Origin of the sequence: Marisediminicola sp. LYQ134 (assembly GCF_046599635.1) — a bacterium.
Taxonomy (GTDB): domain Bacteria; phylum Actinomycetota; class Actinomycetes; order Actinomycetales; family Microbacteriaceae; genus Marisediminicola.
In genome coordinates, this window is record NZ_JBKIWP010000001.1 from 91,986 (window position 1) to 107,937 (window position 15,952).

15 protein-coding genes are annotated in these 15,952 nt (G+C 69.2%); 6 read left to right on the forward strand and 9 right to left on the reverse strand.

Going from position 1 to position 15,952, the window contains the following annotated elements:
* The first annotated feature begins 5 nt into the window (after window positions 1-5).
* Entirely contained in the window at window positions 6-833 is an 828-nt protein-coding gene (locus tag ACLHIH_RS00415) for an aldo/keto reductase (protein WP_411314751.1), read from the forward strand.
* 67 nt (window positions 834-900) lie between these two features.
* Here ACLHIH_RS00415 and ACLHIH_RS00420 read toward each other — a convergent pair whose 3' ends face one another.
* A complete protein-coding gene (locus ACLHIH_RS00420) occupies window positions 901-1,650 on the reverse strand; it encodes an MBL fold metallo-hydrolase (protein ID WP_411314752.1) in 750 nt (249 codons plus the stop codon).
* A gap of 22 nt (window positions 1,651-1,672) precedes the next feature.
* Here ACLHIH_RS00420 and ACLHIH_RS00425 point away from each other — a divergent pair, with 22 nt between their 5' ends.
* Window positions 1,673-3,559, forward strand: coding sequence for a thioredoxin domain-containing protein (locus ACLHIH_RS00425; protein WP_411314753.1), 1,887 nt, complete (start codon window positions 1,673-1,675; stop codon window positions 3,557-3,559).
* Here ACLHIH_RS00425 and ACLHIH_RS00430 read toward each other — a convergent pair.
* Window positions 3,535-4,134: a hypothetical protein gene (locus ACLHIH_RS00430; protein ID WP_411314754.1), complete on the reverse strand. Its 600-nt coding sequence runs from the start codon at window positions 4,132-4,134 to the stop codon at window positions 3,535-3,537. The two genes, ACLHIH_RS00425 and ACLHIH_RS00430, sit on opposite strands and share 25 nt — an antisense overlap.
* A gap of 67 nt (window positions 4,135-4,201) precedes the next feature.
* Window positions 4,202-5,080 (reverse strand): sulfurtransferase, encoded by an 879-nt coding sequence (locus ACLHIH_RS00435; RefSeq protein ID WP_411314755.1) that lies wholly within the window; start codon window positions 5,078-5,080, stop codon window positions 4,202-4,204.
* 80 nt (window positions 5,081-5,160) lie between these two features.
* Here ACLHIH_RS00435 and ACLHIH_RS00440 point away from each other — a divergent pair, with 80 nt between their 5' ends.
* Entirely contained in the window at window positions 5,161-5,721 is a 561-nt protein-coding gene (locus ACLHIH_RS00440) for a DUF3060 domain-containing protein (RefSeq protein ID WP_411314756.1), read from the forward strand.
* A 60-nt stretch (window positions 5,722-5,781) separates the two neighbouring features.
* On the opposite strand, the gene ACLHIH_RS00445 is transcribed toward ACLHIH_RS00440, so the two are convergent.
* From ACLHIH_RS00445 to ACLHIH_RS00455, 3 genes are all read right to left on the reverse strand, one after another.
* Window positions 5,782-7,635 (reverse strand): alpha/beta hydrolase family protein, encoded by a 1,854-nt coding sequence (locus ACLHIH_RS00445; RefSeq protein ID WP_411314757.1) that lies wholly within the window; start codon window positions 7,633-7,635, stop codon window positions 5,782-5,784.
* Window positions 7,636-7,833: 198 nt separating this feature from the next.
* Window positions 7,834-8,388, reverse strand: coding sequence for a CoA-binding protein (locus tag ACLHIH_RS00450; protein ID WP_411316269.1), 555 nt, complete (start codon window positions 8,386-8,388; stop codon window positions 7,834-7,836).
* Window positions 8,389-8,522: 134 nt separating this feature from the next.
* Complete coding sequence (locus ACLHIH_RS00455; protein WP_411314758.1) at window positions 8,523-9,881, reverse strand: O-acetylhomoserine aminocarboxypropyltransferase/cysteine synthase family protein; 1,359 nt, start codon at window positions 9,879-9,881, stop codon at window positions 8,523-8,525.
* A 153-nt stretch (window positions 9,882-10,034) separates the two neighbouring features.
* Here ACLHIH_RS00455 and ACLHIH_RS00460 point away from each other — a divergent pair, with 153 nt between their 5' ends.
* Window positions 10,035-10,289 (forward strand): hypothetical protein, encoded by a 255-nt coding sequence (locus ACLHIH_RS00460; RefSeq protein WP_411314759.1) that lies wholly within the window; start codon window positions 10,035-10,037, stop codon window positions 10,287-10,289.
* Entirely contained in the window at window positions 10,286-10,753 is a 468-nt protein-coding gene (locus tag ACLHIH_RS00465; RefSeq protein WP_411314760.1) for a BLUF domain-containing protein, read from the forward strand. Before ACLHIH_RS00460 ends, ACLHIH_RS00465 begins: the two co-directional genes overlap by 4 nt.
* Window positions 10,754-10,824: 71 nt before the next feature.
* On the opposite strand, the gene ACLHIH_RS00470 is transcribed toward ACLHIH_RS00465, so the two are convergent.
* The gene (locus tag ACLHIH_RS00470; protein ID WP_411314761.1) at window positions 10,825-12,450 is read right to left on the reverse strand and encodes a dolichyl-phosphate-mannose--protein mannosyltransferase; all 1,626 of its coding nucleotides are present in this window, start codon (window positions 12,448-12,450) and stop codon (window positions 10,825-10,827) included.
* Between the two features lie 51 nt (window positions 12,451-12,501).
* Here ACLHIH_RS00470 and rsmI point away from each other — a divergent pair, with 51 nt between their 5' ends.
* Window positions 12,502-13,413 carry a 16S rRNA (cytidine(1402)-2'-O)-methyltransferase gene (gene rsmI, locus ACLHIH_RS00475; protein ID WP_411314762.1) on the forward strand — a complete coding sequence of 304 codons (912 nt, stop codon included), beginning with the start codon at window positions 12,502-12,504 and terminating at the stop codon, window positions 13,411-13,413.
* 105 nt (window positions 13,414-13,518) lie between these two features.
* Here the strand turns inward: rsmI and ACLHIH_RS00480 are convergent, their stop codons facing one another.
* Both ACLHIH_RS00480 and ACLHIH_RS00485 read right to left on the reverse strand, forming a co-directional pair.
* Window positions 13,519-13,788 (reverse strand): HPr family phosphocarrier protein, encoded by a 270-nt coding sequence (locus ACLHIH_RS00480; protein ID WP_411314763.1) that lies wholly within the window; start codon window positions 13,786-13,788, stop codon window positions 13,519-13,521.
* Between the two features lie 52 nt (window positions 13,789-13,840).
* Window positions 13,841-15,943, reverse strand: coding sequence for a fructose-specific PTS transporter subunit EIIC (locus ACLHIH_RS00485; RefSeq protein ID WP_411314764.1), 2,103 nt, complete (start codon window positions 15,941-15,943; stop codon window positions 13,841-13,843).
* Window positions 15,944-15,952 lie beyond the last annotated feature (9 nt).

Consider the following 15,952-nt stretch of genomic DNA (forward strand, 5'->3'; position numbering starts at 1 on the left):
GGCGTATGACTGTTCCCCGCCTCACCCTCAACGACTCCCATCTCATCCCGCAGCTCGGATTCGGGGTGTTCAAGGTCGACCCCGGCGAGACGGAACGCATCGTCTCCGACGCTCTCGAGGTCGGCTACCGACACATCGACACCGCGGCGATCTACGGAAACGAGGAGGGTGTCGGTCGCGCGATCGCGGCATCCGGAATCGCTCGCGACGAACTGTTCGTCACGACGAAGCTGTGGAACGCCGACCAGGGATCCGAGACCGCGCCCGCGGCGTTCGACGCGAGCCTCGAGAAGCTCGGCCTCGACCACGTCGACCTCTACCTCATCCACTGGCCGACCCCGCAGCGTGACCTCTACGTCGAGAGCTGGCGCGCGCTCGAGACGATCCGCGAGGGAGGTCGCACGCGGTCGATCGGCGTAAGCAACTTTCTCGTCGAGCACCTCGAGCGACTCGAGCGCGAGTGCGACATCGTGCCCGCCGTGAACCAGATCGAGCTGCACCCGTACCACCAGCGCCGCGCCGAAACCGCCTACGGTCACGATCACGGCATCGTCACCGAAGCGTGGGGTCCGCTCGGGCAGGGCAAATACCCCCTCCTCGAACTCGACGAGATCACGGCGGCGGCGGCGGCCCACGAGCGCACCTCGGCGCAGGTCGTGCTGCGCTGGCACCTCCAGCAGGGTCACGTCGTGTTTCCGAAGTCGAACTCGCGCGCGCGCATCGCCGAGAACTTCGACGTCTTCGACTTCGAGCTGAGCGACGACGAGATGCGGGCCATCACGGCCCTCGAGCGTGGCGAGCGTGTAGGCGGTGACCCGCTCGAGATCAACTGATCTCGCGGCCCCGCGGTGGTCTGCCCTGTTGCTTCAGCTCGACGCGTTGCTTCAGCTCGACGCGTTGCTACAGCTCGACGCGTTCGCCGCGGGGTGTCGGCACGAGCGCGCTCGAGTCGGTGAACGCCGCAACCACGTCGTCGCGCGTCTCGCTGAAGTGCTCCCAGTCTTCGGTGTGCACGACCACGACGCGCGTCGCCGAGAGCACGTCGGCGGCCGCGCGCGCCTGCTCCGCCGTGAGGGTGAGCGGCGCGTCGATGCCCGGCACGCGCGCGGCCCCCGCCGAGAGGACCGCGATGTCGATGGCGGGAAACCTCTCGGCGATCTGCTCGACGAGGCCGAGCGACGCGTTGTCGCCGCTCACGTAGACGGTCGGCTCTCCCGGTGCCTCGAGCACGAAGCCGACGACCTCCCCGGTGCGCGATTCCGAGCCGGGCGGGCCGTGGAGCGCGGGAACGACGGTCACGGTCACGCCGTCGACGTCGATGCTCTCCCAGTCGTCGAAGCCGCGCACGGTTCCGCCCCACAGGTCGCTCGCCGCCGAGTTGGTGCTGAGCGTGAGCGGGCCCTGCGCGAGCAGCTCGAGACCCTCCCAATCGAGGTTGTCCTTGTGCGCGTGGTGCGAGAGCAGCACGACGTCGACGGTGCCGAGTCCGGCTCGCGTCACTCCGGGCCCCGCGGTCTTCACGAGGGTGGTCGTTCCCGGTTCGGCGTAGGTCGTGGGGGTGTCGAACGTCGGGTCGGTGACGAAGCGCAGGCCCGCGTATTCGAGAAGCGCGGTGGGTCCACCGATGAAGGTTATGGCTGTCGTAGGCACACTGCGAGCCTACGCTGGAAGCATGCCGAATCGCCTGATCGATGCCGTCAGTCCCTACCTGAGGTCGCACGCCGACAACCCCGTGGACTGGCGGGAGTGGGGGCCCGAGGCGTTCGCCGAGGCCGCCGAACGCGACGTTCCGGTGCTCGTCTCGATCGGATACTCCACGTGCCACTGGTGTCACGTGATGGCGCGCGAGAGTTTCAGCGATCCCGTGATCGCCGAGCAGATGAACCGGGACTTCGTGTCGATCAAGGTCGATCGTGAGGAGCACCCCGAGGTCGACTCGAGCTACCTCGCGGCGGCGGGCGCCTTCACGGGTCAGCTCGGGTGGCCACTCAACGTCTTCGTCACCCCGGCGGGTAAGGCGTTCTTCGCGGGCACGTACTTTCCCCCGCAACCGGTGCAGGGGCATCCGCCGTTCCGCACTGTGCTCGACGCTGTCGCGGATGCCTGGCGCGACCGCCGCGACGAGGTCGAGTCGAACGCCGACACGGTCGCGCGAGCGATCGCCGGAAGCGCGACCCTCGCGCGGGGCGACCTGCCGACGCTCGAGGCGTTCGACGGGGTCGTACGCGAGCTCGTCGGGTTCGAAGACACGGAGTTCGGCGGCTTCGGCACGGCACCGAAGTTTCCGGTCGTGCCCGTGCTCGGTCTGCTCCTCGACGCGGGGTCTCTCCCGTCCACGTCGACCGAGGGGCGCACACCGCGCGACGCCGGCGAGCTCGCGCGTCGCACCCTGGGAGCGATGGCGTCGTCGCCGTTGCGCGACGCGGTCGAGGGCGGCTTCTTCCGCTACTCCACGCGCCGCGACTGGAGCGAACCGCACTACGAGCGCATGCTCTACGACAACGCTCTGCTTCTCGGGTGCTACGCGCGCTCGAGCGAGCACCTCGAGGTCGCGGAGGGCATCGCGCAGTTTCTCGGCTCGGTCATGCGACTCGAGAGCGGGGCGTTCGCGTCGGCGCAAGACAGTGAGAGCACCGTCGACGGTGAGCGCACCGAGGGCGGCTACTACCGGCTCGGCGCGGTCGAGCGATCGCGCGAGCGCCCGCCCGCCCTCGACGAGAAGGTGCTCACGGGGTGGAACGGCCTCGCGATCGAGGCGCTCGCCGACGCGGGGTTCCGCCACGACAGATCCGACTGGATCGACCTCGCTCGCGACGCCGCGGAGCACGTGCTCTCACGGCATCGACTCGACGACGGCACCCTCGTGCGCGCATCCATCGGTCAGTCGGTGTCGGCGGCGCGCGCGACCCTCGAGGATTACGGGATGTTCGCGGCGGGACTGCTCAGGCTCGGGCTCGCCTCCGGCGACCACCGCTGGGCTCTCGCCGCGCGCGAACTCGTCGACGGGGCGATGGCGGCGGCGGGCGACACCGAGGTGCCGTTCGCGGTCCCGGGCGGCGGCGACCCGGTTCTCGCGTCGCAAGGGCTCTCGCTCGACACCGACCCTTCGGAGGGGGCGTACCCCTCGGGGGTGAGTTCGCTCGCTCGCACGGCGCTCACCCTGCACTCGCTCACGGGCGAGGCGGCATACGCGGTCGCGGCCGAACGGGCCATGGCGCTCGTCGCTCCGCTCGCGACCCCGCGGCCGGTGTCGTTCGGCGCCGCGCTCGGTGCGATGCTCGCGATCGCCGCTCGCGGCCCCCAGATCGTCGTCGTCACGGGAGCGGATGACGGTTCCTCCGTCGTCGGCGTGGCCCGATCGGTCGACAGGGCGGGTGCCGTCGTCGCCATCGTGAGCGAGAGCTCGGCACGGGCGTTCGCCGATGCGGGATTCGAGCTCTTCGCCGGGAGGACGAGCCAGGGCGGTCTCGCGACGGCGTACGTGTGCCGGGAGTTCGTGTGTCGCCTACCTGTGACCGCGGCGGACGCCTTCGCTCACGAGCTCGCGTCTGCGGGCTGACCGACTATCGCGCGGGGCCGTGAGACGACGACCGCGAGGATCGCGTATCCGCCCGCGAGCAGGAGCATCGCGACGGTTCCGAGCGGAAAGAACACGTGTCCTTCGGCGATGAGGTAGGCGCCGACGACCGCAAGCAGCGTGCCCGGGATGCTCGCGAGCCGGGAGCGGATGAACGCGGCGACCCCCGCGACGAGGGTGCCGGCCACGAGTGACCACACTCCCGCCGTCGCGAGCAGGTTGGCGATGCGGAAGATCGGCGACGTCGCGTCGGGTTCGCCCGCGGCGACGAGGGCACCCCCACCGATTCCCGCGAGCACGTCGAGTGCCGTGTAGAGGGTGGCGAAGCCGTAGCCGAAGAACGCGCCGAGCCAGCCGAGTCGACGATCGACCGCACGCGCGACGAGCCACGGCGCGAGCCCCATGAGTGGGAAGACGAAGAGCAGCACGATGTGCATGTCGCGCCAGTACCCCGCGGTGTCGGGGGTGAGCCGCATCGGGTGGGTGAGGCCGATCGCGCCGGCGAGGAGGGCGGGCACCGTGGCGCCGAGGATGAGGAGGATCCGGGCGCGTGACATGCTGCCGATGCTACCCGCGCGGGTCGCGAGCACCCTGGGGCGCCCCGCTCACGCGCCGAAGAGGCCGTCAGCGCGAGGTGAGCGCGTGCTCCCTGTCCCAGTCGAGGAGCGAGCCGTCGTACACCGCGACATCCTCCTGGCCGATGAGGGTCAGGGCGAGCGCATCGGCCGCGGCGTCGATGCCGCTGTGGCAGAAGGTCACGACGCGATGCCCGACGACGTCGTCGAACAGTTCGCGCAGGGCCGCCTCCTCGACGAACTCGTTCGTCGAGGGATCGACGAGGTGCGACACCGGGATCGTCGCGCTCGCGGGGATGCTCGAGGAGGTGCTCGGGGAGCTCGCCCCGATCGGCGCTCGACCGCGCCACGGCGTCGTCGGGAGGGCGCTCACGAGTCTCGTGTCGGTGTCGCCCGCGACGATGCTCTCGACCTCCGCGCGGTCGGCCCACAGTCTCGGTCGCTCGAACGCTGCGAAGTCGGCCGTGAGGGGGCTCACGTGACCGAGCTCGACGGCGCGATCCTCGGCGACCCAGCGCACGAATCCGCCGTCGAGAACGGCCACGGAGTCGTAACCCCACGAGCGGAACAACCACCAGAGGCGTGACGCCCACTCACCAGACGAGGTGTCGTAGACGATGACGGTCGTCTCGTTGTCGATACCGAGGTGGCCGACGGCATCCTCGAATCTCTCTTGCGACGGCTTGGCGAACGGGGCCGCGCCGTCAGGGTCGGAGAGGCCGTCGATGAGGTCGGCGAAGATGGCGCCGGGGATGTGCCCCTCGAGCACGTAGCGCTCGTGGCCGGTGACGAGACCGCCGAACTCTCCGAGCACGCCCGTCGACCACGACACCGTCGCATCGATGATGACGAATTTGTCGGCTCCGAGGTGGTCGGCGAGCCACTGCGTCGACACCAGAGGCGAGATGAGAAGGGGTCCGGTCGTCACGAGCACACGGTAGCAAGAGGCCACCGACAGTGGTCGGGAATCTGCAAAGAACCGTAACGCTCTCGGCGTACGGTGAGGGGATGAGAACCCGCAGAACGTTCGCCGGCGCTGTCGTCGCCGCCTCGACGGCCCTCCTCCTCTCCGCGTGCGTCACGCTCCCCTCCTCGCTCACGCCCGTGGACGACCGGGACCGCCCGGATCGTGGGTCGAGTCGAGACGATGACCGAGGGTCGGACCCCGAGCGTGACGGCGACGACATCCGGTGCGACGGAGAATCGATCGATCTGACCGGCGAGGGTCGGGAGTTCGAACTCGAGGGTGTGTGCGGCACGGTGACCGTTCAGGGCGAAGACATCGAGGTCGACGCCGAGAGCATCGAGACGCTCGTCATACGCGGCGCGCGGACCCAGGTCGACGCGGAGACGGTCGGGTCGATCGAGATCGAGGGCCAGGACAACGAGGTGGATGTCGACGGCGACCTCGGCGAGGTCACGGTGCGAGGCGAACGCAACAGTGTCGAGGTCGATGGGAGCATCGGGACCGTCATGATCGAGGGATCAGACAACGACGTGGTCGCCGATGACGCGATCCGCTCGATCGACAGCGCGGGCGAGCGCAACGACGTGCGCGAGAACGACTGATCGCCCCAGCGGGCGGGGAGTCCCTCGTGCGGCTGGCGCACGAGAGACTCCCCGGCCGCATCAGGTGAACGTGAGCGTGTTGGTCACGGAGATGACCGTCGCGACTCCCGCGTTGATGACGCCACCGATGTAGGGGTTTCCCGTCGCGCGGTAGATCTTGCGGGTGATCACGACGCTCGCCGCGAGGATCACGATGATCGGGATGAGCCAGATGCTGAAGATGCCGCCGAAGCCGGGGATGAGCTCGCCGGTCGCGGCGAACGTCGTGTACTGCGCGATGACGAGCACGAGTGCACCGAGTGCTGTCGCGAGGGCGACGACAGCCGTGTTGAGCCACTCGCGCCCCGCGATCGTCGACCTGTTGAACGAGTTCACGGCCACCGAGCTCGCGACGTAGAACAGCAGGAAGAAAGGCAGGTAGAGCAGCGCGATGCCGATCTTGTCTGGCGTGAACGCCTTGACCGCGAGAACCCAGAGGCGGAAGTCGGTCGTGAAGAGGTAGTCGACGACGAAGACGAGACCGAACGCCGCGACGACCGTGATCACCCCGAGGAGCGTGCCGAGGAGGCCCTTGCGCCACCCCGGCAGCACGCCAGTCGCGCGCAGATCGAGGCCGTGACGTCGACCGAAGAGCACGAAGGAGAGGCCCATGATGACGATCGCGGCGAGACCGTTGACGAGCGCCCAGAAGGCGACGAAGGTGACTGCGCCCTGAGTGAAGATCGAGGGCACGGTGTTGAAGGCGAGAGCCGAGACCGCGGTGTTCTGGCTCAGCAGGATCCAGCTCGTCGCGGAGATCACGGCCGAGACGGCGAGGCCACCCCAGAACCAGACGAGACCGAGACCGCGGTTCGCGACGGCGCGCGGCGCGGGGGTGCCGGCGAGGGAGGCGAAGGCACGAGTCGTGAGCATCGCCCGGGTGAAGGCGACGAGGAAGATGCCGAAGCCGACGAGTCCGAGGGCGTTGAAGAACGCCTTCACCTGCCAGACCTGGGCGTCGGAGGCGAGGGGAGCGGGGGCGCCGAGCGACTCCTCGAAGAACTCTATGACGCTCCCCGTGGTGGTCTTCGAGAACGGCCCCCACGGATGGGTCTCGGCCGGGGTGTAGACGATGCGCAACGCCTCGGTGCCGTCGACGTCGTCGGTGTAGAACTGCGATGCCACACGCTCCTCGTCGAGCTCCGCCGGGTCGGCGCCGAACGCGAGGAACGATTGGGCGTTGTCGGTCGTGATGTAGTCGCGCGGGGCGGTCACGGCGTTGCCGTCGGCGTCGTAGCTGCGGAAGAAGAACTCGTCGTACTGGTCGGCGACGATGCCGACGTCGCGCGCGCCGTAGAGGTTGAAGTAGGCGCCGTCCGCCGTCTCGTCGCGGTAGACCCCGTCGTTGTCGACGAGGAGGACCGAGGAGATGAGGGGTTCGTCACGCTCGTTGTCGATGGGCATCGAGAAGTTCGCGGCGCGAGCGCCGTTCGAGTGGCCCTCGACGCCGATGCGCTCGGTGTCGACGTATGGCAGGGCGGCGAGTGCTTCGACGGCGCTGTACATGCCTGTGCCGTCGACGGGCTCCTGCCCGAAGGTGAGCGGGTCGGAGTCGCCGTGGCCGTACATGTCGATCGACATGACGACGAAACCGCGCCGGGAGAGTTCGACGAAGTTGGCGTCCTGCATCTCCTTGTTGTTCCACCACCCGTGGCTCACGACGATCCCGGGTGCGGGGGTGTCGGCGGTCGCCGTCTCGGGCACGAAGAGCAGAGCGCTGAGAGCTTGACCCGTCGACGTCTCGAGACGGAGCTCGGTGACCTCGGTCGACCCGCCCGACGTCTGAACGAGTGACGCACCGATTCCGGAGATGAGGCAGAAGATGAGCGAGAGAGCCAGCCAGAAGCTGTTTCTCGTGAGGAGAGCGCGGTTCACGGTCGTTCCGTTCGATAGCGGCTGCGCGGGGAGACGCTCGAGCGTGTCCACGGTGACAGACCTCAGAGTGGTGAAGAGGGGGATTCGGGCCGCCCGCCGGGCGCCCCGATCGACACTACCCAGCGCTCGGACCCCCACCGCGCCGAACGGCCTGCACGTTTGTGCAGATGTGAGCGTCGATCAGGAGTGCGCCTCGGCTCAGCGCACGACCTTGCGCGCCGAGATCACTCCCGTGTCGAAACCGAGCAGATGCAGTCCGCCGTGGAACCGGGCGTGCTCGACCTTGATGCAGCGGTCCATGACGACCGTGAGCCCCTTCGACTCGCCGTACTCGGCCGCCTCCTGGTTCCAGATGCCGAGCTGCACCCACACGGTCGTCGCGCCGACCGCGATCGCATCGTCGATGACCGAGGGGATGTCGCTCGCCTTGCGGAACACGTCGACGATGTCGGGCACCTCGGGGAGCGACGCCAGATCAGGGTAGGCCTTGTGGCCCAGCACGGTGTCGGCCATCGGGTTGATGAAGTAGACGCGGTAGTCGCTCGACTGCAGCAGATAGGTGCCCACGAAGTAACTCGAGCGGGCGGGGTTGGGCGAGGCGCCCACGATCGCGATCGACTTCGCACGGCGGAGGATGCCGAGACGCTGTTTCGCGGTCGGCCCCACCCACGTGCGCTGCGACGCGAGCAGTTTGGCGAGGGGACTGCTCGCCGGGAGCGCGCATGTGAGCCCGTTGGCGAGCTGCGTCTGCACGGTGGCGTTCGGATTCGTGGCGGGCGCGGCATCCGTCGGCTGGCTCTCGTCGATCGAGTCCTCGGCTGTGTCTCGCGGGGCGGCAGCGGGCGGCGTCGTGGGGATGCCCGGGGCTGTTCCGCCGGTGTCGAAACTCATGAGCGGCCCTTCGTCGCCGTGGTGAGCGCCTGGTCGAGGTCGTAGATGATGTCGTCGGGGTCTTCGATTCCGACACTGATGCGCACGACTCCCGGGAGCACACCCGCGTCGACGAGCTGCTGCTCGTTGAGCTGGGCGTGGGTCGTCGAGGCGGGGTGGATCACGAGGGTCTTCGCGTCGCCGATGTTGGCGAGGTGGCTCGCGAGGTCGACCGACTCGATGAACGACTGACCCACCTCGCGGCCCCCCTGGGTCGCGGTGGCGCGGACCACGAAGCTGAAGACCGAACCCGGTCCCTTCGGCAGATACTTGCGTGCCCGATCGTGGTGCGGGTGGTCGGGGAGCCCGGCCCAGAACACGGCCTCGATGCGGTCGTCGGCGTCGAGCCACTCGGCGACGGCCCGCGCGTTGTCGACGTGGGCCTGCATCCGGAACGGAAGGGTTTCGACACCCTGCGCGAGCAGGAACGCCGAGTGCGGCGCGAGGGCCGGCCCGATGTCGCGCAACTGCTCGGCGCGCAACCGGGTGAGGAAGGCGTACTCGCCGAAGTTGCCGCTCCAGTTGAGACCGCCGTAGCTCGGCACGGGCTGATCGAAGAGGGGGAAGTGCTCGTTGGCCCACGGGAAGCGCCCGCTCTCGACGACGACACCGCCGAGGGTCGTGCCGTGGCCCCCGAGGAACTTCGTGGCCGAGTGCACGACGACGTCGGCTCCCCACTCGATGGGCCGGTTGAGATAGGGCGTCGCGATCGTCGAATCGATGATGAGGGGCAGATCGTGGGCGTGCGCGACATCCGCGAGCCCGGCGATGTCGGCGACCTCGCCCGAGGGGTTCGCGACCGTCTCGGCGTAGACGAGCTTGGTGCGATCGGTGATGGCCGCGGCGTAGTCGGCGGGGTCGGAGCTCTGCACGAACGTCGTCTCGACGCCGAAGCGGCGCAGGGTGACGTCGAGCTGCGTGATCGACCCGCCGTAGAGGTTCGCCGACGCGACGATGTGATCGCCCGCCCCCGCGAGAGAGGCGAACGTGATGAACTGCGCCGAGAGACCGGATGCCGTCGCCACGGCGCCGAGCGCGCCCTCGAGACTCGCGACCCGTTCCTCGAACGACGCGACCGTCGGGTTGCTCAGACGGCTGTAGACGTTGCCGTACTTCTGCAGGGCGAAGCGGGCCGCGGCATCCGCGGTGTCGTCGAAGACGAACGCCGACGACTGGTAGATCGGGAGTGCGCGGCTGCCCGTGACGGCGTCGGGGATGTTGCCCGCGTGGATCGCCCGGGTGCGGAAACCCCACTCGTGGTCGGAGGTCGCGGTGTTCGCGGTGTTCGCGGGTGAGTCGGGTGTCGCGTCAGCCATCCGCTCACGCTACCCGAGCGCCGCGAACGCGGAGCTCGGGTGACGCCGCGTTACACGCCCACTCGCCCGATGTCCAGGCACCCAGCTTCTCCCGAGGCGGTCACCTAGTCTTGGCGAGGCCCCAGCAACCGGGGGCCGTTGGAGACAGAGAGAATGACCACAGACACCACGCTCAACGAGGTGCGCGACGACGCCGATGTCGTCTGGGCACAGGTAGAAGACGACTTCTACGTCGGTAGCGTCGACGGCAACTTCCTCGGCTACATCGACAGGCAAGACGACGGCCGGTACCTCGTGAGCGACCCGTTCTCGCGCGGTGTCGGTCACTTCGCCGAACTCGACACCGCAATGCGTGCGCTCGAGCAGCTCGAGCCAGCGGGCCGAGGTCGAGCGGGCGAGACGGCATGACCGCCGTCGACGCGCTCCCCGAAGGCGCACCCGAGCTCCTGTCCGTCGTCTACACGAGCTTCGGCGACCACGAGTTCGACGAGGAGCAGCTGGGCGGGCTCCTGCGCCAGAGTCGACGCAACAACGCCGAGTCCGGAATCACGGGCATGCTCCTGTATCGCGGCGGCCGGTTTCTTCAAGTGCTCGAGGGTCCGCGTGACGCCGTTCGCAGCCTCCTCGCAACGATCGGCGAAGACTCGCGTCACCGCGGAATGCGGGTGCTCTTCGAAGAAGCGCTCACCGAGCGTCACTTCGCCGAATGGACGATGGGGCACGCGCGCGTGAGCGAGCCGGCGGGCGAAGCGCCCCCGGGGTTCCGCAGCACCTTCCACGATCTCGACGATCCCACCGACCTCGACTCGACCATGCGCGCCGTGCGGGAGCTCAGCCTGTGGTTCCGCGTGCGGGCGACGGCCGGCGCGTAGCGAACCCGGTCTCTCCCGGTCACTCCCCGGTCTCTCGATCCGTTCGCTGGCGGAGAAGGACGACGACGTTCTCAGCGCCAGGTGGGCAACCAGTAGTGCCACCGCTGGTAGGTGCCGGACACCGAGATGCCCGACCACGCCGACCAGAAGAACACGCTCGTCGCGACGACGAGCAGCAGCGCGACCCCCAGTGCGACGAGAGGCGGGGAAGACCACCGGATGCGCCCGCTCGCGTCGCGCGCTCCGTCGACGAGGAGCTTCACGACGAGAGTCGCCCCGAGCACGAGATAGGGGAGGAACACGATCGTGTAGAACTGGAACACGGTGCGGTCGAGGTAGAGCAACCACGGGAGATACCCGGCGGCGACACCCGTGAGGATGAGGCCGACGCGCCACTCGCGGTAGCGCGCGAGGCGGTAGACGAGGTATCCGAGAGCCACAATGAGCAGCCACCACAGCACGGGGTTCGCGATCGACGTGATGTACTCCGAACACGTCGGCGCCGCGCATCCGCCCTCGCCCTCGCTCGAGCCCGCGTAGAAGAACGCCGTCGGGCGCACGAGCAGGAACCACGTGAGCGGGTTGGCCTCGTAGCTGTGCGGAGTCTCGAGGCCCACGTTCGTGTTGTACATCGAGACGTGGTAGCGCCACAGACTCTCGAGGGCGTTCGGGAGCCACGCGAACGGTCGGTCGCTCGCCGCGCCGCCGAGGGCATCCTCGTCGTCGGCCCAGCCGCGCCCGTAGGCGTCTGACGAGAGCAGCCACCCCGCCCAGGTCGAGACGTAGGCGACCGCGGCCGTGGGCACCGTGAGCACGAAACTGACCGGGGCCTGGCGGAACACCACCGAGCTCGCCCAGAACGCCACGCCCGCCCGGCGCCGCGCCACGGCATCGACGACGAGAGTGTAGACCGCGAAGACGGCGAGAAAGTAGAGCCCGCTCCACTTGACCGCCGTCGCGAGACCGAACAGCACCCCCGCTGCGACGAGCCACGGTCGCCACCACAGCGACGGACCCCAATCGATGCGGAGCCCGCGATCGACCCGACTCGCGACCCACGCGTCGAGGCGTCGCGCGCTCTGCCGTCGATCGAGGAGCACGGCTCCGAACCCCGCGAGAGTCACGAGCATGAGCGAGTTGTCGAGCAGGGCCGTGCGCGACATCACGATCGCGAGACCGTCGATCGCGAGAAGCCCGCCCGCGAGGGTCGCGAGCGCGACCGAGCGGAAGAGCGCGAACGCGAGCACACACACGAGGGCGACCGCGAGCACACCGACGACGGCCGTGCTCACCCGCCACCCGAACGGATCGTCGACCGCGAACACCCGCACACCGAGGGCGATGATCCATTTGCCGAGGGGAGGGTGCGCGATGAACGCCGCGTCGCTCGACAGCGACGAGGTGTCACCGGTCGCGAACGCGGCATCCGCCCCCTCGCCCCCTGCCGACTCGCCCCACTGGCCCTCGTAGCCGAACTGCAGAAGAGAGAAGGCGTCTTTCACGTAGTAGGTCTCGTCGAAGACGAGGGAGCGCGGCGACCCGAGATTCCAGAGGCGCAGCACGGCCGCGAGGACGACGACGCCGAGGGGGCCGAGCCACGGGAGCGCCGGACGCAGTCGAGAGAGCGACCGCCGCGATGCTGCGGGCACGGGGCGAGGGCCCACCACCGGGGGATGCTGGGGGGCGGCGCGGGTCACACGGGCAATGGTAGCCGCGGGTCACGGGCCGACCGGCTGAGACAATGGGGCGTGATCATCCTCGCGGCGACGCCCATCGGCAACCTCGGCGACGCCTCCACCCGCCTCGTCGAGGCGCTCGGCCGTGTCGACGTGATCGCGTCGGAAGACACGCGCGTGACCATCCACCTCATGCGCGCCCTCGGGGTCGAGAACCGCCCCCAGCTCATCGCCATGCACGAACACAACGAGCACGAGAAAGCCGTCGAACTCGTCGAGCTCGCCCGAGACTCGGATGTTCTCGTGCTCACCGACGCCGGAATGCCCGCCATCAGCGACCCCGGGTTCCCCCTCGTGGCGGCCGCCGCCGCTGCCGGAGTCACCGTCACGGCGCTGCCAGGACCGTCGGCCGTCATCACCGCCCTCGCGCTCTCGGGGCTCGCGACCGATCGGTTCACCTTCGAAGGCTTCATGCCGCGCAAAGGTCGCGTCGCCGCCCTCGCGCGACTCGCTCGGGAGCCCCGCACGATGGTGTTCTTCGAGTCACCGCACCGGCTCGGAGACACCGTGCGCGACATCGCACTCGCGCTCGGAGACGACCGCCGCATCGCCGTGTGCCGCGAACTGACCAAACTCTACGAGGAGGTCAAGCGCGGCACGGCGGGCGAACTCGGGGAGTGGGCGTCGAGCGGGGTGCGGGGTGAGATCTGCATCGTCGTCGAAGGCGCGGTGGCACCCGCGATGGATCTCGCGGCAGGGATCACCGAGGTGCTGTCACTCGTGGCCGCGGGCACCAAGCTCAGGCAGGCATCCGTCGAGGTCGCCGAGGCGACGGGGCTCGGGCGACGCGACCTCTACGAGGGCGCGCTCGCCGCGAAGAGCCAGGGGGCTGCTCGCCAGCCGAGCCCCGACGGGTCTCACCCCGCGGTGCGCGCCGCGGGCCGCCCCGGGCCGACCTCCGACGGGGCCCCGCCCGCACCCTGAGGCCACCCGCGACAGCGCGCAAACCCCACGCCGCCTGTATCCCGTTTCCGCGAGCGTACGTCGGATCTGACGCACGCTCGCGGAATCGAGGTACTTCGGGGGGCGTTATTCGGCGTCGAGGTCGGTCTCGAGCAGGGCCACGAGCTCGTCGAGCGCCGCTTCGGCTCCGTCACCCTCGGCCGCGAGGGTCACGACGTCGCCGTGCGCCGCGCCGAGGCTCATGATCGAGAGGATGCTCGCCGCATTGAGCGGCGCGCTTCCGTCTTTGCTGATCGTCACGCTCACGGGTTGCTTGTTTACGGCGTCGATGAAGAGTCCTGCGGGGCGGGCGTGCAGCCCGACACTGCTCGCGATGGTGGCGTGGCGTTCGGCCATGGTGTTCTCCTTCTCTCGTGGTCAGGTCAGGTCAGGTCAGGTTATGGCCGGCTCATGCGGACGCGCTGACCGGCGTGACGACGTCCGCGTCGCGCGCCTCGGCCGCGCGGCCGGCGTCGTCCGCTCGCGGTGTGCGCACCGTCCAGCGCTTGAGGGCGACGACGATGAGGGCGGAGACGATCGTGCCCGCGGCGACGGCGACGGCGAACATCAGGAAGTTGCCGATCGCGAAGAACACGAAGAAGCCTCCGTGCGGCGCTTGCGAGGTGACCCCCGCCGCCATCGTGATGGCTCCCGTGAGGGCTCCGCCGACGATGCCCGCGGGGATGACGCGCAGCGGGTCGACCGCGGCGAACGGGATCGCTCCCTCCGAGATGAACGCCGAACCGAGCAACCACGCCGACTTGCCGTTCTCGCGCTCCACCGGGGTGAACAGGCGACGCGCGAGCACGGTCGAGGCGAGAGCCATGGCGAGCGGCGGCACCATTCCTGCGGCCATGACGGCGGCCATGATGGCCCACGGCGCCTGGTTGTCGAACGAACCGGCACCGAGGCCGGCGACAGCGAACGCGTAGGCGACCTTGTTGACGGGGCCACCGAGGTCGATCGCCATCATGGTGCCGAGGATGACACCGAGCAGAATGGCCGACGCCCCGTCGAGACCGGAGAGGAAGTCGTTGAGGCCCGTCGTGAGCAGCGCGATCGGTCCGCCGAGCAGCACGATCATGAGGCCGGATGCCGCGATCGACGCGCCGAGCGGAATGATGACGACGGGCATGAGCCCGCGCAGCCATGTGGGAACGCTCAGGCGACCGATCGCGAAGGCGATACCACCCGCGATGAGTCCACCGACGAGTCCGCCGAGGAAGCCCGCGTTCATGATGAGCGCGACGGCACCGGCGGTGAAGCCGGGCGCGATTCCGGGGCGGTCGGCGATCGCGTAGGCGATGTATCCCGCGAGGGCGGGAACGAGGAACCCGATCGACGCTTGCCCGATCGTCACGAACACGGCGCCGAGGTAGGCGCCGAGGCTCGTTCCGTCGGCGAAGTTGAACCACGACCGGCCTGTCGCGTCCGGCAGGTTGAGCAGGCTGTTGCCGAGGACGATCTGGGTGTTGAGTCCGTCGTTGACGATCTCGAACCCTCCGAACAGGAAACCGAGGGCGATGAGCAGCCCGCCTCCGGCGACGAACGGGATCATGTAGCTGACTCCCGTGAGAAGCCACTTCTTGAGCTTGCCGCCGAAGCTCTCCTTCGCCCCCGTCGATGACGTGTCGGCGGATGCGGTCGACCCTGCGCCGCTCGCCGCGGCGACCTTCGGCGCGTTCGGGTCGTTCGCGGCCGCGAGCGCCTCGGACACCATGGCGTCCGGCGCGTCGATGCCGCGCTTCACGGGGGCTTGGATCACGGGTTTGCCGGCGAATCGGCCCTTGTCGCGGACATCCACGTCGACGGCGAAGATGACCGCGGCAGCGCTCGCGATGATCGCGGGGTCGAGGGGCTTGGCGCCCGACGATCCCTGGGTTTCGACGTGCAGGGTGACGCCCGCTCGCTCAGCGGCGGCGACGAGCGAGTCGGCAGCCATATAGGTGTGGGCGATTCCGGTGGGGCACGCGGTGACGGCGACGAGCACGGGGCGGTCGGCGTTCGCGGCCGGGGCATCGGCGGCGGCCGGGGCCGGTGCGGCTTCTGTCGGCGCCGGCTCATCCGCGACCGCGCCCTCGACGAGTGACACGATCTCCTCGCGACTGCCCGCCGCGCGCAACGCGCCGACGAACTCGGGTTTGATGAGCGAGCGCGCGAGCTTCGAGAGCAGTTTCAGGTGCACCTGGTCGGCCCCGTCGGGCGCCGCGATGAAGAAGATGAGGTCGGCGGGAGCATCCGTCGCACCGAAGTCGACCGCGGGGGTGGGTCGTGCCATCACGAGGGTGGCTTCGGTCACCGCCGTAGAGCGGCAGTGGGGGATGGCGATACCGCCGGGGATGCCCGTGTCGGTTTTCTGCTCGCGCGCCCACGCGTCGTCGAACAGGGCGGACGCGTCGGTCGCGCGACCGTTTTCGGCGACCTTCTCGGCGAGCGTGCGGATGACTCCCGCGCGATCGGTGCCGAGGTCGACGTCGAGTAAGACGAGGCCGGGGGTGATGAGTGACGACATTGTGTTCTC

Excerpts from the sequence above, each read along its gene's own strand:
- ACLHIH_RS00415 (WP_411314751.1), top strand. The coding sequence starts at position 6 with ATGACTGTTCCCCGCCTCACCCTCAACGACTCCCATCTCATCCCGCAG.
- ACLHIH_RS00425 (WP_411314753.1), top strand. The coding sequence starts at position 1,673 with ATGCCGAATCGCCTGATCGATGCCGTCAGTCCCTACCTGAGGTCGCAC.
- ACLHIH_RS00430 (WP_411314754.1), bottom strand. The coding sequence starts at position 4,134 with ATGTCACGCGCCCGGATCCTCCTCATCCTCGGCGCCACGGTGCCCGCC.
- ACLHIH_RS00440 (WP_411314756.1), top strand. The coding sequence starts at position 5,161 with ATGAGAACCCGCAGAACGTTCGCCGGCGCTGTCGTCGCCGCCTCGACG.
- ACLHIH_RS00455 (WP_411314758.1), bottom strand. The coding sequence starts at position 9,881 with ATGGCTGACGCGACACCCGACTCACCCGCGAACACCGCGAACACCGCG.
- ACLHIH_RS00460 (WP_411314759.1), top strand. The coding sequence starts at position 10,035 with ATGACCACAGACACCACGCTCAACGAGGTGCGCGACGACGCCGATGTC.
- ACLHIH_RS00465 (WP_411314760.1), top strand. The coding sequence starts at position 10,286 with ATGACCGCCGTCGACGCGCTCCCCGAAGGCGCACCCGAGCTCCTGTCC.
- ACLHIH_RS00480 (WP_411314763.1), bottom strand. The coding sequence starts at position 13,788 with ATGGCCGAACGCCACGCCACCATCGCGAGCAGTGTCGGGCTGCACGCC.
- ACLHIH_RS00485 (WP_411314764.1), bottom strand. The coding sequence starts at position 15,943 with ATGTCGTCACTCATCACCCCCGGCCTCGTCTTACTCGACGTCGACCTC.